Genomic DNA, 18,444 nt, shown 5'->3' on the forward strand with positions numbered 1-18,444 from the left:
TACTCTTAAAAGTCATGGGCGAAATCTAGTCGGGACGTGTTAGCAGCCAAGTTCTGATACTCAGCACCAACAAGCAAACGAGCGCCAGCACTCCACTTACCCACCATCCCCCTGGCGTCAAATCATAATTTTGGAAACCAGGGGCCCCCATTTCACTGAGAGCCAGTGCCGCGGGATTGAACATCAGCACACGCTCGACGAATATGGGTCCGAAGGGCTTGCCACGTGCCATCCAAATCAGCAGAGTGCCCGCAAAAAGGGTAAGCAGAATTCCGTAACTTGTCGCAGTAGCAACTGCCGTCGAACGGCAGAATGCGCTAACGGTCGCACTAATCGACACCACCAACGCCACAGCGAACAGCAGGGAGACCACCACATTGGAGATTTGTCCCGCCAGCGAGGGCTGGATGTAGCTCATGACCAAATAGCCTGGCAAGGTAGCCAGTAGCACGAGTAGCAAGGTCCAAACGACGCTCATCAACTTTCCGGAAAGCACGCGGATCGTTGAGATGGGCGATACCCGCAGTAACTGCCACCCGCCACTCTCGACTTCAGCCGCGATGAGATTCGCACCTAAGCTAGGTCCCACTAACAATAGCAGGCCTATTTGCATGAGTACCAGGGGACCCGCAATCCGCTCGACTCCCCAGCTAACCGTCCCAGTCGCAGCCACAACCGTCAACATTAACGACACGATGGCACAAATCGAAACGAGGCGAATCAGCCAATGCAAACGCCCGAATTTTCGCGTCCGAAACTCCTTCACCAGGATCGGGTTGAGCCACCAGGCAATCCCCGATTTCCGCCGCTCCGGATCTACCAGATAGGCCATGCGTCGCGCCAGGCTTGGGGGCCCACTGACGATTTTGCCAGCCGGCCTGGGGCGATCGAGCAGAATGGGATCGAGCTTGCGGATCGTAAGTATCGCCAGAATTGCGGTAACGAGACAACTCGCGATCAAGAATTCCATCCACCCCGTGTGGAGTCCCAGTTCCGCTACGCTAGCCTGCGACGCCGTGATCTGCTGTAGTGCCGAGATTGGCGAGACCGCTGTTAGAATTTGAGCCAACGTCGCTTTGATGCCCGATAGTGTGCCGGTCAGCACCAGCGGCCCCACGGACAATACAGCTAAGGCCATGATTGCGACATAGGTCCAGCGTAGGCTCGCATCCGCCGTACTCGATCGGATACTAATCCACAAACCTACCGCCGAGTACTGCACCGCCAGGGCGATCAACACCAGTAGCAGCGGCCCAACATGTTGCTGCATGGTGATTCCGCCCATTGCTAAACACGCGCCAAGAGCTGGTAGACTCACCGAAATCAAGACGAGGGACAGCAGCACATTGCTGAGCAATTTGCCGCAGTAGATCTGCCAGGCTGACAGGGGAGAGTTGAGCAAGAGCGCCAACGTTCCTCGCCTGCGTTCGGCCACCAGGGATGTTGCTGGAAAGGCGGGAACCAACATCATAACGGCCAGGGTCAAGGCGCAGGCTAAGGGGCGAAAGACCAGCTGCGTTCCCTGGCTAACGATGTCCACCGTGGCGTCGGTTGGCCAGCGCAACATGACCAAGCCACTACTCACCACCGCTACGGCCAGAATTGCCGCTGCAGTCTTCCACGAGCGTAGTCGGTCGAGCAACTCTCGATGCAGGATGGGATTTCCGCTGACGGCGGGGACGTTCATGAAGTCACCTCAGCGGTGCTTTCTGCGGCAGGTGAATGGGGACTATCGACCGCCTCGGATTTCCCAGCAGCCACGGAAAGGAAAGCGTCTTCGAGATCCCCTACCACTTCGCGGAATTGCACCATTTTCACTCCCTCGCTCACCAGCTGACTCAGTAGCTGTGACAGCCTCTCCTCCGTCTCAGCAATTGGAAATCGTAGCATTCGCTCCGGCCGACTAACATTCGGGCGGCATTCAGGCAACGCTTTAGCAAGCCCTGCGATGGCAAGGTCCAAATCCTGTTCGGTCAGCAATTGGATCTCGTAACTACGGACAGGGCAAAGCGTACGCATGACTTCGTCCAAGGTTCCGAAAGCTCGCAAACTGCCGCCGGTAACGATTGCCACCGTGTCACAGATACGAGCCAATTCAGGCAAAATATGACTGGTGACGATCAGAGTTTTTCCCTCGCCGGCTAAACGCAGCAATATTTCTCGCATTTCGATTCTAGCACTCGGGTCGAGGCCATTCGCGGGCTCGTCGAGGATCATTACCGTCGGATCATGCAAGAGCGTTCGCGCGATTCCCACGCGTTGCTGCATGCCGTGACTCAGACTTTCTACAAACTTGTCTTGCATGTACGTCGCGTTGGTAATCTCCAGAACCTCTTCGATGCGTTTGCGACGACGACTGGTTGGAATCCGGTAAATTGCACCGAAGAAGTCGAGGTACTCGCGCACCCGCATGTTGTCATACGATCCAAACCGATCGGGCATATAGCCCACCAAATGTTTGATTTGCGCGGCATTCTCGCTGCAGTCCACACCGGCGATCGTGGCTGATCCAGATGTTGCACGCGACAAGCCCACCAAGATCTTGATGGTCGTTGTTTTTCCGGCACCGTTGGGACCAATGAATCCCAGAATCTGGCCGCGATCCACGTGGATCGTTAAATCCTTGAGCGCCGTGAAACTGCCATAACTCTTGCAAAGATTCCGCGTGCATACAACCGGTTCTGAACTGGACGACATGGTAGTGTTCTTGCCTTAAAAGTAAAAATTCAGTTCAAAGCTTACGAGCGATTCCCTGCCGGGGTTTCAGAGGTACAGCCTCTTCCGACATCCGCTTTCCAATCAGGCTCGCCCTAAAAGCGTCAATATTCCACGTCACCACACTTCCAAGATCCTCACCTTCTTCTACATCGGTTCGCTCTCCGACTTCCAGATAAAGGTCAATCACGCCATCCTGTGCATCTTCCAGCACGCGAGGATCAGTGATGCTTGCCCGCCACGGAACGGACGGACTATCCAACGATACAATTTCGAACATCTCAGCCAGCGGTTCGTCGGGCTCCGCACTGAAAGCTGCGCCACGACTTAGCACTCGAACAACGCGATGCGGGGCCTTAATGGCCAATTCCAAATCCATGGAGCTCGCCTGAAGAGGCAAAGTCTCAGGAGGAAGCAGAAACTGCAAATGGGAATAGACACTGAGCGAGACATCCTTTCCCCACTTGCCGTTGTAGTCGTTGAATGATGAGATTTGCGATATCTCAGTGGGATCCTTGCGGAGCTGGAGCATGCCTGCTGGAAGCAAGAATTCCTGCCCCACCTCTGGCCGCACTAGTCGGATGGGGACTTGAACCAAGGCGGCTCCCTTGCGAGTCAGATTGGGGTTCGTCCACTCCGAACCTTCCCAAGTCTCCGTCCAACCAAGCAGCGTCCGTCGAGGAGGAAGTTGTTGTTGGGTTCCAGAGAACATCTCTTGAAACACTTCGCTGTGCCTTAGTTGCTCTGCATCAATCAGAGCGCTAGAAACCCAACGGTCGGCCTCGGCCATTTGGCTGCCATCCGCCAATACCTGCTGATCGCTCAGCTGCCCTAACATCGGTTGGTTAGGCACGAAGCTCACCAGCGGATCGGCCAACGATTCAAGCTGATCAGGTAAATCGATCTGTAGCCCAGACTTGGTGAGGCGTGCGGTGGCGAGCAGTCGCTCGGTTTCCACCACTTGCTGCGAAGTGTAACGCCACGCACCAGGTGGCCAAGCCGGATTTTCCAAGTGCCATTCGGTCAAACCGCCAACATCGAAGCGTTTGATGCCGCTTTGAATTGAGGCACTGGCCTGCGCAAACCCTTCAGAGTGCCCGTCTAAACTCATCGCACTCTCCGAACTCAAATGGACCGCTGCCTGCTCTCTCACCAATGCGGAATTTCCGTCCGCTGCGATCTGAACCACCTGCAAGCGTGAAACCGTTTCGGGAATGTCGCGTCGGACCCAGGCCGAAGATGCCCACAGGGCACTGCTCACAGCAATTGCGAGGAGAGGTGCATAGATCCCCAACCGAGTCGCCTTGCCCATCTGCAACAGGCTGGCGCCCAGCAACACGATGAGCCCTACAAAAGCGACCAACACCAACACCACCGTACCCTTCGGCAGAATTGGATTGCCAATCAACTCCAGCGGGTAATTCACCTCCTGCGACAGAGGAAGTGGCAGGGGCGTGTCATAAATTTTCCGACCAAACGGGGCCGACCAAGCACGCATCTTGTACTGAGTCTGCATGCCTGCCTCGGTGGATTCCGACCCCGGTTCCAACCAAGCTTCGCTAGCAAGCGTCGTCAAGACCAGCTTCCCTTGTCCCACGGGGAACCAGGTCACCGCAGGCCAACCATCTACGGCATGCGAGACCTCTCCACCCACTTGAACAACTCGCTTGAATTTGGCTGGACTGTCCAGCTCCAGCGTCGCCTCAGCAGCCGACACGGCTTGCCCAATCGACGAGGCGGAAATGGAAAAGGAACTCAACTCCACTTCGTCCAGCTCTTCACAATACTGTCCACTCGCAAGCATCGGCTGAATTAAGTCGCAGGGAATGCGATCCAACAAAATCCAAGCCGTCCCACCACCATTCACAAACTTGCTAAGGGTGTCGACTGCCACGGCGTCTTCAAAGAAATCGGTATGCGAAATTACCATCGCCTCAACCCCACTCCAATCCATGGGACGCAGTGGCAGAGGCGTATGCTCAAAGCTACTCGCATTTCGAGAAAATCCCGCTCGTATGCGACTCGCAACAATCACCTCGTAGTTGTAGTAGCCCTTCTGCAGCGGCCACTGCCAGCGGAGTAGAGTAGGCGGCTCAGCCTCGATGTCCAAGAAGAGCCAACTCGAGGAGGGTTGTACCGGCAGTCGCAAGCTCGTCTGCATGGGCACCCCTTGATTGTCTAGAAGGCGTGCTTCACCATTTTCTACTTGGTAGAGCGAGACTTGAACTTCGGTCACGCTTACGTCCTTCAAGGACGCCGGAATCTGGACGTAAACCTCAAGCGATTCTTTACTTCTAGGCGATAGCGTTACGGTTCGCGAACTCTGAACATTCACGGCCTCGGGAATCGTCACCACCACGCGGGCCGTAGCGGCCTCCTCACCCCGGTTTGCAACATTGGCGTTCAGTACCAACCAGCCGCCTGGCATCAAGCGTCCGTGCGAGGCCTTGCCGAATCCATTGAAAACCAATCCTGGGGACTCGCTCTGTCCGCAACACGTCCCGGCTTGCAGCAAAAGGCAAACAAGAATTAAGCAGCTTCGGGCAATAACCATCAACGCCATACTCCCCAAATATTCGTCACAATGCCCCTGACATGCAGCAGCCCACAACCGGTGGCGAACAGCTTAGCAGCGCCAGACTCAACATGCCAATCCACAGCCGCAAAAATCGAATTTCCAAGAACTCACCTCCCTACCGCCTCTCCACCACCGCGCGGTTGCTACAATGGCCATTGAAACGCTGCAGCTGGCTCCGGCGTGTTCCGATTGCCACCTGCCTCCAAACTAGCCCAGCATCCGGTCGTCATTCACCACCTTGGATTGCAAGTCTTACTTCGTGCTTCGTTCATTGCGCGCGCCCACCGCCCACCGCACCGCAACTGCAGGCGAGCCGCGCGATCCACCGCGACACCAAGCCCCACGACACCAAGCACTTATTTTTCCGCACGCCCCCACGCCGCCATGCTTCAAAGCAAGACTGCGCCGCACAACAACTTGTCACGGAGTCATAGGAATGTCCCTTGTTTACAGAAGTTCACTGGAGGGCGCACGGTTGCCGCGTTTCACTTCAGTATTGCTCGCGGCTATTTGCCTCTTCCTTCCCATGCCCAACGCACGGGCCCAGACAACGGAGGCAACCACAACAACCATCGCGGACGGTTACCAGCCAAGCTCCACTGACTGGCCCTGGTGGCGCGGGCCCCGCGCGGACGGCGTGACCACCTCACAACGAATTCCGACCCAATGGAGCAACACTGAAAACATCCTCTGGAAGGCGGCTGTCCCTGGCTTGGGACACTCTTCTCCTATCGTCGTCCACAAGAAAATCTTCCTCACCACCGCGGAAGAGGAGGGCGAGATTCAATCGCTCCTCTGTTATGAACTTGAGACCGGCGAACAGCAGTGGAGCACACCACTGCACCGTGGGCAGTTCTCGGAGAAACACCGCGATAATTCGCATGCCTCCGCGACTCCCGCCTCCGACGGTCGCCACATTTTTACAGCCTTTGGAAACAGCGACGGTCTATTCCTTTCGGCCGTCGACATGGATGGAAAAATCGCGTGGTCCAACCGCGTGGGGCCCTATCCTTCAGAACACGGATTTTGCGCCTCCGTCTGCATTCACAATTCCTTGGTCTTCGTAGCTGGCGAAGCGCTGCAAACCGGCTTCATTGGAGCTTTTTCCTGCGCCACCGGAGAGGAAGTCTGGCGACAACCGAGAACGCCCGATGACGAGCACGCAAACTACGCAACGCCTGTCGTAGTGGAGCTGGCGGGGCGAATGCAATTGATCTTGGCCGGCTGGCATTTAGTGAGCAGTTACGACCCGCTGACCGGAGAATTGATCTGGGAGAACCCGGGGCCTGCCGATGTGAACGCAAACTGCATCGCGGTTGAAGACCCTTACCTCATCGTCAGTGGTGGCTATCCTCAAAAGAAAGTCATCTGCATCAAAACCGACGAAATGGACGGTGTCCATGGGCGGAAAGTCATTTGGGAAGCGGTGCGAAACGTCGCTTGGGTGCCGTCGCCATTGATCCACAATGGACGCCTCCTGCTACTGGCCGATTCAGGTGTCCTTTCTGATTTGGATTTATTGACCGGTGAGTTTCTGTGGACCACACGGGTTGGGAGCTCAGCCTATGCTTCGCCAATTCAAGTGGATGACCTCTTCATGGCCACGACCCGAGATGGCAAAGTTACCGTATTTAAATCGGACCAAGATTTTCAATTGGTCTCCGAAAATGAGCTCGAAGATGGCGGTGGTAATGCCACTCCAGTAGTCGTCGATCATAAGATCCTCATCCGCACCGATCATTCGCTATACTGCATCGGGGATGACCAACACCTCTAACTTTCCCTCTTCCTAGACTCCCGCCATGAAACTGATCGGTCGCGTCGCATCCATCCAAGTCGGAAAATCGCGCCAGTTCCCAGGCGCAAGCCAGGAGCCCTCCATTGAAAATACCGACAGGCCGACCAGAACAACGGGGGCCAAACCGTGGACATCCGCAATTATCAAGGAACCGGTCGAGGGTGCCATCTATGTTGGATTGCAGAACTTGGTGGGGGATGAGCAGGCCGATTTGGTTCACCATGGCGGAATCGACAAAGCCGTTTTAGGCTACGCCTCTACGCATTATGAGCAATGGCAAGCGGATTTGCCCGAATTCAATTTTGCTCCCGGCAGTTTCGGAGAAAACTTGACACTCGACGGCCTGGAGGAATCTACCTGTTGCATCGGTGACCAGTATTCCATTGGAGAGTGCGTGCTCGAAGTATCGCAGCCCCGTCAACCCTGCTGGAAGCTCACGCGACGGTGGGGGATCCCGAGACTGGCTATTCAAGTCCAGCGGACGGGACGAACGGGCTGGTACTTCCGAGTCTTGCAAGTTGGCAACATTCGATCTGGCCAAAGCATCGAGCTCATCCATCGCCCTTTTCCGCAGTGGACCATCGCTGCTGCTAGCAACGTAATGTACGCCAAACCTCGCAATCCGGCGGACGATCTAGCGCTGGCGAACTGCGATGCTCTCTCCGCTTCTTGGTCCAAGACGCTGCGAGACCGCGTGCGACTGAATACTGATACAGATCAAACACCCCGGCTGTTTGGCAGTGATTCGAATGCTGCCGATTAAGCCATTGCCCTCCCTTCATGCACTCCACTTAGGCACTCCCGCCATGAAACTTTGCTTGCTCGCTTTATCCGGCTTAAGCCTATGGTTTTCCTGTACTCTCCACGGCCAAACTTTCGAGAGACCGGCGACACGGCAAACGCCTGCCGTCGATACGACTCGCAGCGGCTTCCAGAGTCAGGAAGGCAGCACGAAGTTTACAGCCTTTCCCATGCAACGCCCCGAGGACTCTGAAGAGTCCAATTCAGACAACTTATTGCGAGTCGGCTTGGCAGAAACCGACATCACGCCTCCCATCGGCTTTCCCATCGCTGGTTACTACCATGAACGCCTAGCTGAAGGGACCATCGATCCGCTCAAAGCCAAAGCCATCGTATTTCGTGGGCAAGAAGAGGGAGCTCTCGTCATCTGCGATCTGATCGGAATCACGACCGACCTGTCGCGCGAGGTACGACGGTTGGCATCCGAAAAAACGGGGATCGCCGCTTGCAACATCGTGGTCGCCGCAACGCACTCGCACACAGCACCCGACTACGTGAAAGAACTGTACCTCTACTTGGGCGAAGAACCTCAGGCAGCTGGCAGGGCGGAATACATTGAGCAATTGATTCACGGCGTGGTCGATGCTATCACGCAAGCCCACGAGCGGGCCCGCCCCATGGCTTTAGCCGCTGGTTCCACCCTACAGGCGACCAACGTATCCTTTAATCGCAGATTCGTGATGCGAGATGGCAGCGTGCTTACCTGGCAATCGCATTCCAATCCCGATGTGGTGAAGGCGGCCGGTCCCATCGACCCTGAAATTGGCATCCTGGCAATGCGCGATCCAGAATCCGGAGAGTTGCAGGGCATCATCAACAATTTTTCGTTGCACTTAGATACCGTCAGCGGCATGCGGTGGAGCGCCGACTTCCCGTTCTTCATTGAACGCAAGCTTCGGCAGCAGAACAATCCACAACTATTATCCCTGTTTGCGACAGGCTGCTGTGGCGACATCAATCACTCAGACCCAACGCGAAAAGAGAGGAACAAAGTTGACTTTATTGGCAATGCCCTGGCAGAGACGATCTCCGCTCAGATTCCGCATTTGCGTGCGATCGATACTCCGCAATTCATCATGAAATCCCAAGTCGTGGAGCTCCCGCTGCAGAAGACGACTCGCGAGCAAGTGGCGCGCTCGGTGGAGATCCTTAAGCTTGTTCAAGGCGGTAGCAAGGTCCACTTTCTAGATCACGTCAGAGCCTACAAGGAACTGATGCTAGATCACCTGCTCCACTACGATCCCTTTGTGGAAACCGCAGACTATATCTCTTGGGGACTAAGCCGTTCATTGGCGGGCGTTGGTGACACGCTGCCTGTTGATGTAAGTGTCATGGCCATCGGTCACGACACCGCGATCGTTTGCCTGCCGGGCGAAGTCTTCGTAGACCTAGGACTCGCTATTAAACAAGCCTCACCATACCGCACCACGATCTTGGTGGAGCTGTCCAATACCGACGAAACCATCTACATTCCTCATCGTGCCGCGTATGCTGGCGGAAGCTACGAAGTTACCAATTCAACTCTTCAGCCGGGTGGTGGTGAACTGCTGGTCGAAGCAGCGGTGGAGCTGTTGCGTCAATCCGCAGCCGAGTCAGCCGACTAAACCGCGCTCGCCATACACCGCTGCCAGCTCAGCGACCGCCAAACTTGCAATCCGCGTCTATCACTCTTCCACTTCGGTTGGCGGATCCACCTCCACCAAGCCGACCTGTGGATCTGGGCGGGCGGCATGGAGTGACCCCAGGTGGCGTCCATCGCTGGTTCGTGGTCCCTTCGCAAAGAGGATCTTTCCTGACGCAGCTCCTTCACGCGGGCTCACTCCGACGACTCCCAGCGAGCAATCGAATTCAAATCGCCCTCGCAATTTGAAATCGGCATCGGTCGTCAACAGGATTTTGGGAGTACCATAGCAACCAAACCACCATTGCCCATCGTGAAACGTGGCCGTCTGGATTCCCAAGTGCGTCCACTTGCTGTCAATGACATGCTTTTTCAGAAAGCGAAAGCTGGCGTCATACTCGTAGACGTAATTCTCCTGCACTCCGTCGGGTAGTCCCCCCACCACGAAGAAATGCCCTTCGCGGACTCCAATGCCGCCAGCTCCATGAAATACTTCCTGCACTTCATGCTTAGACACCAAATCGAGCGTCTTCGCATCGTACACGTAGACCCAAGAATCGGCGTTGCCTGCCGGATCATTGAACAGACCTAGATTCACTGCCACATAAATCTGGTCTCCCAAGATGCACAAATCGCCATGATGATTGGGCACGGCCAATTGCTTCAGCACTCGGCCCTGCGAATCGGTTTTGACCAATTGCGTGGTAAAAGACCAGTACACCTGAGCATGGCGATCAACGCAAACCCCCTGCAAGTGATGCTGGTAGTCCCCCTCGCAAACAATGGAATCCGGCCATTGCGCTGGTGGGGAATCGTTTGCATTCCCTATAGCTGCAGAGCTCAAGATGAGCGCGTTGGCAATGGTCAATGTGCCTAGGAAGCGGCGCAGTGGATGTCGTAAATCGATCATGGGGCAGGCCTGGAAAGCGGTAAAAACACGAACAAATGTAAGCGGAATACACTATCATAGTAAACCTGTCTTCGGGAACTCAACACGAGTGCATTCTGCGAGCATTCGCTGGAATAATTCCGCGATTTGGCATCCACGACCTCGGCAGTCACCTCGTCGCTCGCAAGCGTTATCCTGCCCTCGAGCATTTTCCGACGAACTAAATGCCGCCCGCCTATCTGCCCTTCAGGATTCGAAAGCTCTACCACCATGCGCTGCTTAGCAATCATCACTGCAATCCTCTTCAGCCTAGTACAACCAGCGGTCTCAGCACACGCGACTATCGTCAATGCAGCCGATTACCCGTCGCTCCAGGACGCAGCCGATGCTATTCCAGCCAGTGGCGGCGTGTTGCAAATTCCCCCGGGAACTCACCACCTCCAAACTCCGCTTCGCATCAAAACGGGGGACACGCAAGTCATCGGTTTTGGGGCATCCACGAACCTGATCAACCAAAACACGGAAGGGTTGCCAGCCATTCTGATCGAGAACCCTGCTTTCTCAGCCAAAGCAACTCCCAGCCAAGAACGCCTATGGCGTGTTAGTGTGACCAATCTGCGAATCACCGGCAACGCGAAGAGTGGCGCGGGTATCGAAGCTCGCTACATCGAAGAAATTCACATCCACTCAGTTAGTTGCAGCTATAACGGTGGAGATGGATTTCACCTGCACTTTTGCTATGAGGATCCCCGCATCAATGACAATCTTCTAACTTACAATAAGAAATGCGGAGTCTCTCTTGAGGGTTGTCATGACATCATCGTTTCAGCCAACCAATTTGAAGAGAATCAAGATGCATTGCGGTGCATCGATTCTTTCAACCTCACGATGAACGGAAATAACATCGACGATCACCTTGGGAATGGAGTCATTATCGAAGACACCTATGGTTCCGTTCTGTCGGGCAATATGATCGAAGAGTGTCAGGGGTGGGCTATCATCCTCGACCGTGATTGTTACGGCATCACAATCTCAGCCAATGTTATTGCTCACGATTTCTCAGGAGGAATTGACCTCCGTGATGCACACGGATGTGCCATTTCGGCCAACACATTCACATTGGTCAAAAAAACAGGGATCGCCGTTCGCAGCGAATCTGCCAGTATCACAATCACGGGCAATAATTTCTGTGACACATGGGTTGGAAACGATGCTGAGGGCAAGGCAATTCTGCGGCGCGACGACTCCCCCACCAAGACCGAAGCAAATCCCAATGAGGCGGCCGGCGTCCTGCTCCAAGCTTGCCAGCAAGTCGTGCTTTCCGGTAACCTGTTCTCCCGCCTCAGCAATGCAGCCATTATCGAAGAAGATACGTGCCGGGATATTATTCGCAATGGCAATGCAATCTTCAAACGCTAAATGTAGAGCACTCAACAGCGCTTCATGTTCGGATCCACCGTATTGGTTACCGGATTTCCTTACGCACTGGGCATGCAGCGTCAGCCTTCGCCTGAAGTACCATCGACACTCAACTCACCACCGGGATACCAGTACAGATGCACCTTCAGATCCACAACATTTCGAGTCTGCCCGCGGATTACTCGGTCAGACGCAATCACGATGATTTGGCGGCCGCTTTAATTGCATCGCCGTCGCTGCACTACCGAATTAGTTGCGAGCAACCTATCCGGTGGCTCATTTCTCTGATTGTTTCAGTTGCCTGTTGCATTATCGGCGTGAACGTCGGTTTCGCGCAAACACCTTTGGAAGCAACCTTGTCGACGCGTCCCCTGTCAAACCTTGCGCAAAAGGCAAGGATCCTGGGCGATGCCTCTCGCGGAGCGAGGGTTTTCAATCGGTCAGGTCTGAGCTGCGTTCAATGCCACGCCCCCACCCCTCAGGCGCGACAACTCGGGCCCGACCTGGCCCTACTTGAAAACCGAGGAAGCTACGAACACGTCATCGACTCCATCCTGCGTCCCTCCCTCGTCCTGCTGGAAGGTTACCAAACTCAGAAAATCCTGACGGTCGATGGCGAAGTTCTGACGGGAATGATTCGCAATAGCACACCCGAATCCTTAACATTATCGATTCCCGGTGAAGAGCAACTCCGCGAAATTCCTACCGCCGAAATTGATACCCAGATAGCCGCACCTTCGATGATGCCAGCAGGACTGGTTAACCAACTGCAAGATGAAAACGAGTTTTACGACTTGGTTCGGTTTATCGTCGAACTCGGCGCTGTTGGTCCTCAGCGCGCACACCAGCTACTTGTTGCCTCCACCCAATCCGTCGCACAACCGCTGCCCGCATACGAATCGGATCTCGACCATGCCGGAATGCTTCAGGCTTGGAATCAAGACTCCTTCGAGCGCGGTGAGAAACTCTATGGCAGCCTATGCGTAAATTGTCATGGTACTCAGCAACAACCGGGGTCGCTTCCGAATGCTCTCCGTTTTGCCAGCGGTAAATTTAGCAATGGGTCGGATCCGTTGAGCATCTACCGAACACTCACGCATGGCTATCGCATGATGCTAGCACAGCGTCAGCTTGTCCCTCAGCAAAAATACGATGTAATTCATTACATCCGCGAAGCGTTCATCAAAACCAACAACCGCTCTCAGTTTTTTGAGGTGAATCCGGAGTATTTGGCAAGCCTACCGAAGGGAACCAAGCGTGGCCCAACCCCCAAGCTCGAAACTCCCTGGAGTGACATGGACTACGGACCGTTTCTTATCAGTACTTACGAAATGTCCGCAGACCAGCCGGCGCAGCGATCCGCCAATTCCCCAACGCAGATCGCTTACAAAGGGATCGCCGTCCGACTCGATGCAGGGGCGGGCGGCATTGCACGAGGCTCGCATTGGCTCGCGTTTGAGCATGACACCCTACGAGTCGCAGGCGCGTGGTCTGGAACTGGTTTTATCGATTGGCAAGGCGTTCTGTTTGACGGCAAACACAACATACACCCTCGGACAGAGGGCACAACGCATTTTTCCCTACCGAACGTTCCAGGCTGGGCCAATCCCGCCACCGGATCCTTCGAGGATCCACGCGTCTTGGGGCGCGACGGATTGCGTTACGGCCCACTACCGAGGGAGTGGGCTCACTATCGCGGACTCTATCGGCATGGTCAGCGGGTGGTGGTGTCCTACACGGTTGGCGATGCTTCAGTACTAGAATCACACCGCATTCACATCCCAGCCCCTGAGCAGGGAGATTCCGTCACCTGGGTACGGGTCCTGAACGTCGGGCAATCCTCCCACGACCTAACCTTGCGAGTCGCTCCGGTGGCGGGTGTTCAAATTCGCGTCCACGGATTGAGCCAGAACCATTTGACGAGCGATGCAGACTACACGCTCTTGAAGATCCCTGCCGAGGAGACACCTGTCAATTTGGAACTGCACCTGACGGCCGATTCTGCCGCTCTAGCGAACAGCCCTTCCGTGGTGATAACTCCCGAAGATCTGCAGCCTTTAACGCTCCCCGGGCCAGCTCAGTGGACGGAAGTTCAAGAAGTGAATCTACAGCCAGATGCCACAGCTGGCGCCTTCGTCGTGGACACCCTACCGCGACCGGCCGCCACTCCGTGGCATAATCGCCTTCGACTTACTGGAATCGATTTTCTGCCCGAGGATCGCATGCTGGTATGCACTTGGGACGGTGACGTCTGGATGGTCAGCAACATCCACGCTCAAGAAGGCTCCCTTGGCTGGAAACGCGTCGCCACCGGCCTGTTCCACCCCTTAGGAATTAAGGTTCTCAATGGGAAGATTCACGTTACCTGCCGAGATCAAATCGTCATCCTGCACGATCTGAATGGTGACGACGAGACAGATTACTACGAAAATTTTAATAGCGATCATCAAGTGACCGAACACTTCCACGAGTTTGCGATGGGACTGCAAGCCGACGAAGAAGGAAATCTGTATTACGCCAAGAGTGCGCGGCATGCCAAAGATTCGCTCGTCCCGCACCATGGAACTTTGCTCCGAGTAAGCTCCGATGGTCATACCACAACCATCTTGGCCAATGGTTTTCGCGCTGCCAACGGCGTCTGCTTGAATCCTGATGGTTCCTACTTCGTGACCGACCAAGAAGGACATTGGAATCCCATGAATCGCATCAATCGCGTGGTCGAAGGAGGTTTCTATGGCAACATGTACAGCTACGGAGCTCCAGACGACAGTCGCGATGAAGCCATGGAACCGCCACTCTGCTGGCCCAACAAATCGTTTGATCGCTCACCTGCTGAACTACTGTGGCTTGATCACTCGCGATGGGGCCCGTTGCAGGGCTCTCTCATCAACATGTCGTACGGTTATGGACGGCTCTATATTGTTCCTCACGAACACTTTGATGACGTTTGGCAAGGTGGCATGAGCCCTCTGCCGATCGCCGATTTTCCAACCGGCCTCGTCCGTGGCCGTGTCCACCCCGAGTCGGGGCAATTGTTTGTATGTGGTCTATCCGCTTGGGCAACCAGCCAGACGGAGAGTACCGGAGGGTTGTATCGCATTCGGCCCTCCGGCAAAGCAATGCATTTACCCATTGGCCTGACCACGCAAGCGACGGGAATTACACTAACGTTTACCGAACCAGTCGATCGACGCAGGGCATCCGATCCGAACAATTTTTTGATCGAAACTTGGAAACTCAAGAGGACCAAAAATTACGGTTCTGATCAGTACGATCGACACGCTTTACAAGTCTCCAGCGCTAGCGTTTCCGAAGATGGCCGATCCGTCGAGCTGACCGTTGAAAACATCGCTCCCACTTGGTGCATGGAAATTGCCTACGAACTTGCGGATACAGAAGGCGAGCTCTTTCAGGGCATTATCCAGAATACGATCCATCAACTGGGGACCGAGCCGTAAGGTCTGGCTTGCGAGCGGACTCTGCAGCGCGCCGAGGCCGTGCTTACGGGGATCGCAAATATCCTTTTGCCGCTCTCGTTCCCACGCTCAGACTGAGAATGCTCGTTCCGGCAGCCTCCGCAGCGGCCTCCGTTAACTAGCCGGAAGCCCAAGATGACAGGACACGAAACGGAACTGCAGGATGGGTTGCGAGCCGTGGACCAAGGTTCTGAACCGGAAAGAGCTCTCGGCAGAGCGGGCGCGGGACTTAGACCAGCAACGACCGAGGGCTATTTGAGCTAGCTGCGTTCCCGGAGCTCTTCCGACATCTGCTGGACAAGCTCGGGATACTGGTCGGCTACGTTGAGTGTTTCTCCAGCGGAAGAGCGATGGTCGTACAACTCTTGGAATCCATCTTGATGTTCAATCAAGCGATGGCTTTCGGTGCGCAGCGTCTTGGCATTTCTAAAGTAGCTAACCGCGGAATGCCCAGCCTCTTCGGGAGTCTCTAGGATAGGCACCATCGAACGGCCATCCAGGGATTCGGGCTGTGGCAACTCGGCTAGCTCGACCAGCGTCGGAAAGATGTCTACCGACTCAACAATCGAATCGGTCGCCACACCAGGCTTCGTCATTCCGGGATAGCGAACAATGAGAGGTGAGCGTAACGATTCTTCAAAGAGTGCGTGCTTCCCCCAGATTGCGTGCTCCCCTAAATGCCATCCATGATCTCCCCAAAGCACGACGATCGTATTATCACGCAGCTTGAGTGCTTCCAATCGCTCGAGAATGCGGCCAACTTGAGCATCGGCGAACGAGACGCAGGCGGCATAGTGGCGCCGAACCTCCAACGCAAATTCAGCGTCTTGAATGGGGTTCTTACCCCAATTGTTGTATTGGAAAAATTCGCCCGATTTGTGCCAAGTCGACTTTCCTTCGGGTTTTTGCGGATGCGAAATCGGAGGCAAATCGGCTTGAGCATAGGGTGCGTAGTATTGGGCCGGCGCGCCAAACGGCAAATGAGGGCGAAGAATTCCGAATGCCAGGAAGAAGGGAGAGTCAGCCCCGGCTCCCGCCAACTGCTCCAATTGTTCAATGGCTAAGTCGGTGTTCGAGCCATCCGGATAGATCGCATCACTTCCTTCCGACGATTGAAAAAGAGCCATTTCCTTCGAATTCTTACGGATCTCCCCATTGGCCAAACCGTGCATCCACCCGCGCGGATGTTGCCAAGGCCCCGCATTTAGCAAATGGCGATCCCAAGAGTTCGGCATTTCAGGCATCGCTTCGTCATCCCAATCCGCCCCACCACGACCGCCGGGGTGATGTGAAACCTTCCCTACGGAAACCGTGGTGTATCCATGCTGTCGGAACCAAGCCGGCAGGCTAGGCGAAACTGATGCAGGAGATTCGGCAAGCGTTGTGGAGCGGGTGAATAGAGCGTCATTACTCGCCCCGCCATATCGTCCCGTTAGCATCGCAAACCGAGATGCTCCGCACGTTGGTGCTTGTACGTAGTGCCGATGAAACGCGCGTCCTTCACTAGCAAGACGGTCGATGTGGGGCGAGTGAATATAGTCCACGCCGTAGCAATGGAGCTCGGGACGGAGATCGTCGATGCAGATCAACAGCACATTTGGTTGCGCACCAACGGCCGTCGAACTAACCCAGCAACACACCAGCAGCAGTACAGATACACGTTTCAATGGAAATCTCGCAGTGAATAGGTGAACAAGAAAAGTTTCAAGCAAGGAGCGCATCAATCGGTTTGCCACCAAACTGACTAAGCTGCTTGAAACGCCCCGCGTGATAATAGGTCAGCTTATTGTCGTCCAAGCCCAGCAGCCTGAGTAAGGTCACGTGAAAGTCCCGAATATGCCGCACTTCCTCAACAGCAGTCATCCCCAACTCGTCCGTTGCGCCGATTGTGTGCCCCGCTTTGCAGCCTCCTCCAGCCATCCACATAGTCATTGCATGCGGATTATGATCGCGACCATAAGCGGTTCCACCACGGATACCATTATCAGGGGTTCGTCCAAATTCACCACACCACACCACCAAAGTGCTGTCGAGGAGACCACGCTCTTTCAAGTCTTGGATCAACGCGGCAATAGGACGATCAACGCCACGGACAAGGTTGCCATGCGCCCGTTCGATAAAGTCGTGGCTATCCCATGTCCCATTGTACAATTGAACAAACCGCACCCCTTTCTCCACTAACTTGCGAGCCAGCAAGCATTTGCGTCCAAATGCATCGGTGGCCGGTTGATTGACACCATAGCGATCCAAGGTGCGCGCATCCTCTCTAGAAAGATCGAGAACCTCGGGAACCTGCATTTGCATGCGGAACGCAAGTTCATAGCTATCGGTTCTCGCCTGCAATTCCGTATGTTGGGGATGCAAAGCTGCATGCTCCGCATTCAACTTAGCAATCAGATCGAGGTTTTTGCGTTGACGTTCGCGTGAGACTCCCAGCGGTGGGCTGAGATCCAAGATGGGCGACCCCACCGGGCGGAGTGGAGTCCCTTGGAAACTCGCGGGCAAATAGCCGTTACTCCAATTGGCTGCACCACCCTGCGGATACGAAATCTCAGGAAAGACAACAAACCCCGGGAGATCTTGGTTCACCGAACCCAGCCCATAGGTCATCCATGCTCCGATGGCCGGATCACCGCCGAAACGATTTCCACAATTCAGTTGGTACATGGCCGTGGGGTGATTGACGCTATCAACTTGACAACCTCGGAAAAAGCAGAGTTCGTCAGCGACCGATGCGAGGTGTTGCCAGTTTTCTGCCATGTCGGCACCACACTCCCCCGCTTTCGTAAACTTGAAGGGGCTTTTGACGTAGTACCGCTGCCCACTCTCCATCGCCGACTTCTGCTTCCCTTGGCGGACAAACTCTTGCATGTGCACGCGGTCCAACTCTGGCTTTGGATCAAACGTATCCAGGTGGGACGGCCCTCCTTCCATCATCAGGAAAATCACGTTTTTGGCTGTCGCCGGTAGATGGCCTGGCCTGGCTTGCAACGGGCTACCACTCGCTGCAGCCGCGACGCGGGGCGAATCTTCGGCAGCGAGCAGGGACGTCAAGGCAATCGAACCTACACTGGCCCCCAGCCCATATAAAAACTGCCGTCGAGGGTCTATGGGGTTGCCGACTACAGGACCGCTTCCAATCATCTT

Annotated in this window: 11 protein-coding genes; 5 read left to right on the forward strand and 6 right to left on the reverse strand. The window is 55.1% G+C overall.

The genetic code is table 11. The annotated features are described in order from the left end of the window. Window positions 1-25 precede the first annotated feature (25 nt). Genes Q31a_RS17400 through Q31a_RS17410 form a run of 3 tightly spaced genes read right to left on the reverse strand, consistent with a single transcriptional unit; the run spans window position 26 to window position 5,269 of the window. On the reverse strand, window positions 26-1,687 hold the full coding sequence (locus Q31a_RS17400; RefSeq protein ID WP_145080581.1) for an ABC transporter permease subunit: 1,662 nt from the start codon (window positions 1,685-1,687) through the stop codon (window positions 26-28). Next, window positions 1,684-2,697, reverse strand: coding sequence for an ABC transporter ATP-binding protein (locus tag Q31a_RS17405; RefSeq protein WP_145080584.1), 1,014 nt, complete (start codon window positions 2,695-2,697; stop codon window positions 1,684-1,686). Before Q31a_RS17405 ends, Q31a_RS17400 begins: the two co-directional genes overlap by 4 nt. Window positions 2,698-2,731: 34 nt before the next feature. Beyond that, complete coding sequence (locus tag Q31a_RS17410; RefSeq protein WP_145080587.1) at window positions 2,732-5,269, reverse strand: hypothetical protein; 2,538 nt, start codon at window positions 5,267-5,269, stop codon at window positions 2,732-2,734. A gap of 460 nt (window positions 5,270-5,729) precedes the next feature. Between Q31a_RS17410 and Q31a_RS17415 the strand changes: the two genes are divergently transcribed. From Q31a_RS17415 to Q31a_RS17425, 3 genes are read left to right on the forward strand one after another with little or no spacing between them, the layout of a single operon-like run. Next, the gene (locus tag Q31a_RS17415; protein WP_145080590.1) at window positions 5,730-7,070 is read left to right on the forward strand and encodes an outer membrane protein assembly factor BamB family protein; all 1,341 of its coding nucleotides are present in this window, start codon (window positions 5,730-5,732) and stop codon (window positions 7,068-7,070) included. A gap of 25 nt (window positions 7,071-7,095) precedes the next feature. Continuing rightward, a complete protein-coding gene (locus Q31a_RS17420) occupies window positions 7,096-7,854 on the forward strand; it encodes an MOSC domain-containing protein (RefSeq protein WP_145080593.1) in 759 nt (252 codons plus the stop codon). A gap of 43 nt (window positions 7,855-7,897) precedes the next feature. Beyond that, window positions 7,898-9,496 (forward strand): neutral/alkaline non-lysosomal ceramidase N-terminal domain-containing protein, encoded by a 1,599-nt coding sequence (locus Q31a_RS17425; protein WP_197355360.1) that lies wholly within the window; start codon window positions 7,898-7,900, stop codon window positions 9,494-9,496. Between the two features lie 60 nt (window positions 9,497-9,556). Here the strand turns inward: Q31a_RS17425 and Q31a_RS17430 are convergent, their stop codons facing one another. Next, entirely contained in the window at window positions 9,557-10,423 is an 867-nt protein-coding gene (locus tag Q31a_RS17430) for a hypothetical protein (RefSeq protein ID WP_231690815.1), read from the reverse strand. A gap of 249 nt (window positions 10,424-10,672) precedes the next feature. Between Q31a_RS17430 and Q31a_RS17435 the strand changes: the two genes are divergently transcribed. Continuing rightward, entirely contained in the window at window positions 10,673-11,821 is a 1,149-nt protein-coding gene (locus Q31a_RS17435) for a right-handed parallel beta-helix repeat-containing protein (protein WP_145080596.1), read from the forward strand. A 137-nt stretch (window positions 11,822-11,958) separates the two neighbouring features. Continuing rightward, on the forward strand, window positions 11,959-15,279 hold the full coding sequence (locus tag Q31a_RS17440) for a DUF6797 domain-containing protein (RefSeq protein ID WP_145080599.1): 3,321 nt from the start codon (window positions 11,959-11,961) through the stop codon (window positions 15,277-15,279). Between the two features lie 278 nt (window positions 15,280-15,557). Here Q31a_RS17440 and Q31a_RS17445 read toward each other — a convergent pair whose 3' ends face one another. Both Q31a_RS17445 and Q31a_RS17450 read right to left on the reverse strand, forming a co-directional pair. Beyond that, window positions 15,558-16,964: a sulfatase gene (locus Q31a_RS17445; RefSeq protein ID WP_315851622.1), complete on the reverse strand. Its 1,407-nt coding sequence runs from the start codon at window positions 16,962-16,964 to the stop codon at window positions 15,558-15,560. Window positions 16,965-17,001: 37 nt separating this feature from the next. Continuing rightward, window positions 17,002-18,441, reverse strand: a complete 1,440-nt coding sequence (locus tag Q31a_RS17450; protein ID WP_145087389.1) for a DUF1501 domain-containing protein — start codon at window positions 18,439-18,441, stop codon at window positions 17,002-17,004. Between the last annotated feature and the right edge of the window lie 3 nt (window positions 18,442-18,444).

This window comes from Aureliella helgolandensis (assembly GCF_007752135.1).
Taxonomy (GTDB): domain Bacteria; phylum Planctomycetota; class Planctomycetia; order Pirellulales; family Pirellulaceae; genus Aureliella; species Aureliella helgolandensis.

What these genes read in the sequence shown, in the direction of transcription:
- Q31a_RS17425 (WP_197355360.1), top strand. Translation starts at nt 7,898, where the DNA reads ATGAAACTTTGCTTGCTCGCTTTATCCGGCTTAAGCCTATGGTTTTCC.
- Q31a_RS17415 (WP_145080590.1), top strand. Translation starts at nt 5,730, where the DNA reads ATGTCCCTTGTTTACAGAAGTTCACTGGAGGGCGCACGGTTGCCGCGT.
- Q31a_RS17435 (WP_145080596.1), top strand. Translation starts at nt 10,673, where the DNA reads ATGCGCTGCTTAGCAATCATCACTGCAATCCTCTTCAGCCTAGTACAA.
- Q31a_RS17450 (WP_145087389.1), bottom strand. Translation starts at nt 18,441, where the DNA reads ATGATTGGAAGCGGTCCTGTAGTCGGCAACCCCATAGACCCTCGACGG.
- Q31a_RS17400 (WP_145080581.1), bottom strand. Translation starts at nt 1,687, where the DNA reads ATGAACGTCCCCGCCGTCAGCGGAAATCCCATCCTGCATCGAGAGTTG.
- Q31a_RS17405 (WP_145080584.1), bottom strand. Translation starts at nt 2,697, where the DNA reads ATGTCGTCCAGTTCAGAACCGGTTGTATGCACGCGGAATCTTTGCAAG.
- Q31a_RS17420 (WP_145080593.1), top strand. Translation starts at nt 7,096, where the DNA reads ATGAAACTGATCGGTCGCGTCGCATCCATCCAAGTCGGAAAATCGCGC.
- Q31a_RS17440 (WP_145080599.1), top strand. Translation starts at nt 11,959, where the DNA reads ATGCACCTTCAGATCCACAACATTTCGAGTCTGCCCGCGGATTACTCG.
- Q31a_RS17410 (WP_145080587.1), bottom strand. Translation starts at nt 5,269, where the DNA reads ATGGTTATTGCCCGAAGCTGCTTAATTCTTGTTTGCCTTTTGCTGCAA.
- Q31a_RS17430 (WP_231690815.1), bottom strand. Translation starts at nt 10,423, where the DNA reads ATGATCGATTTACGACATCCACTGCGCCGCTTCCTAGGCACATTGACC.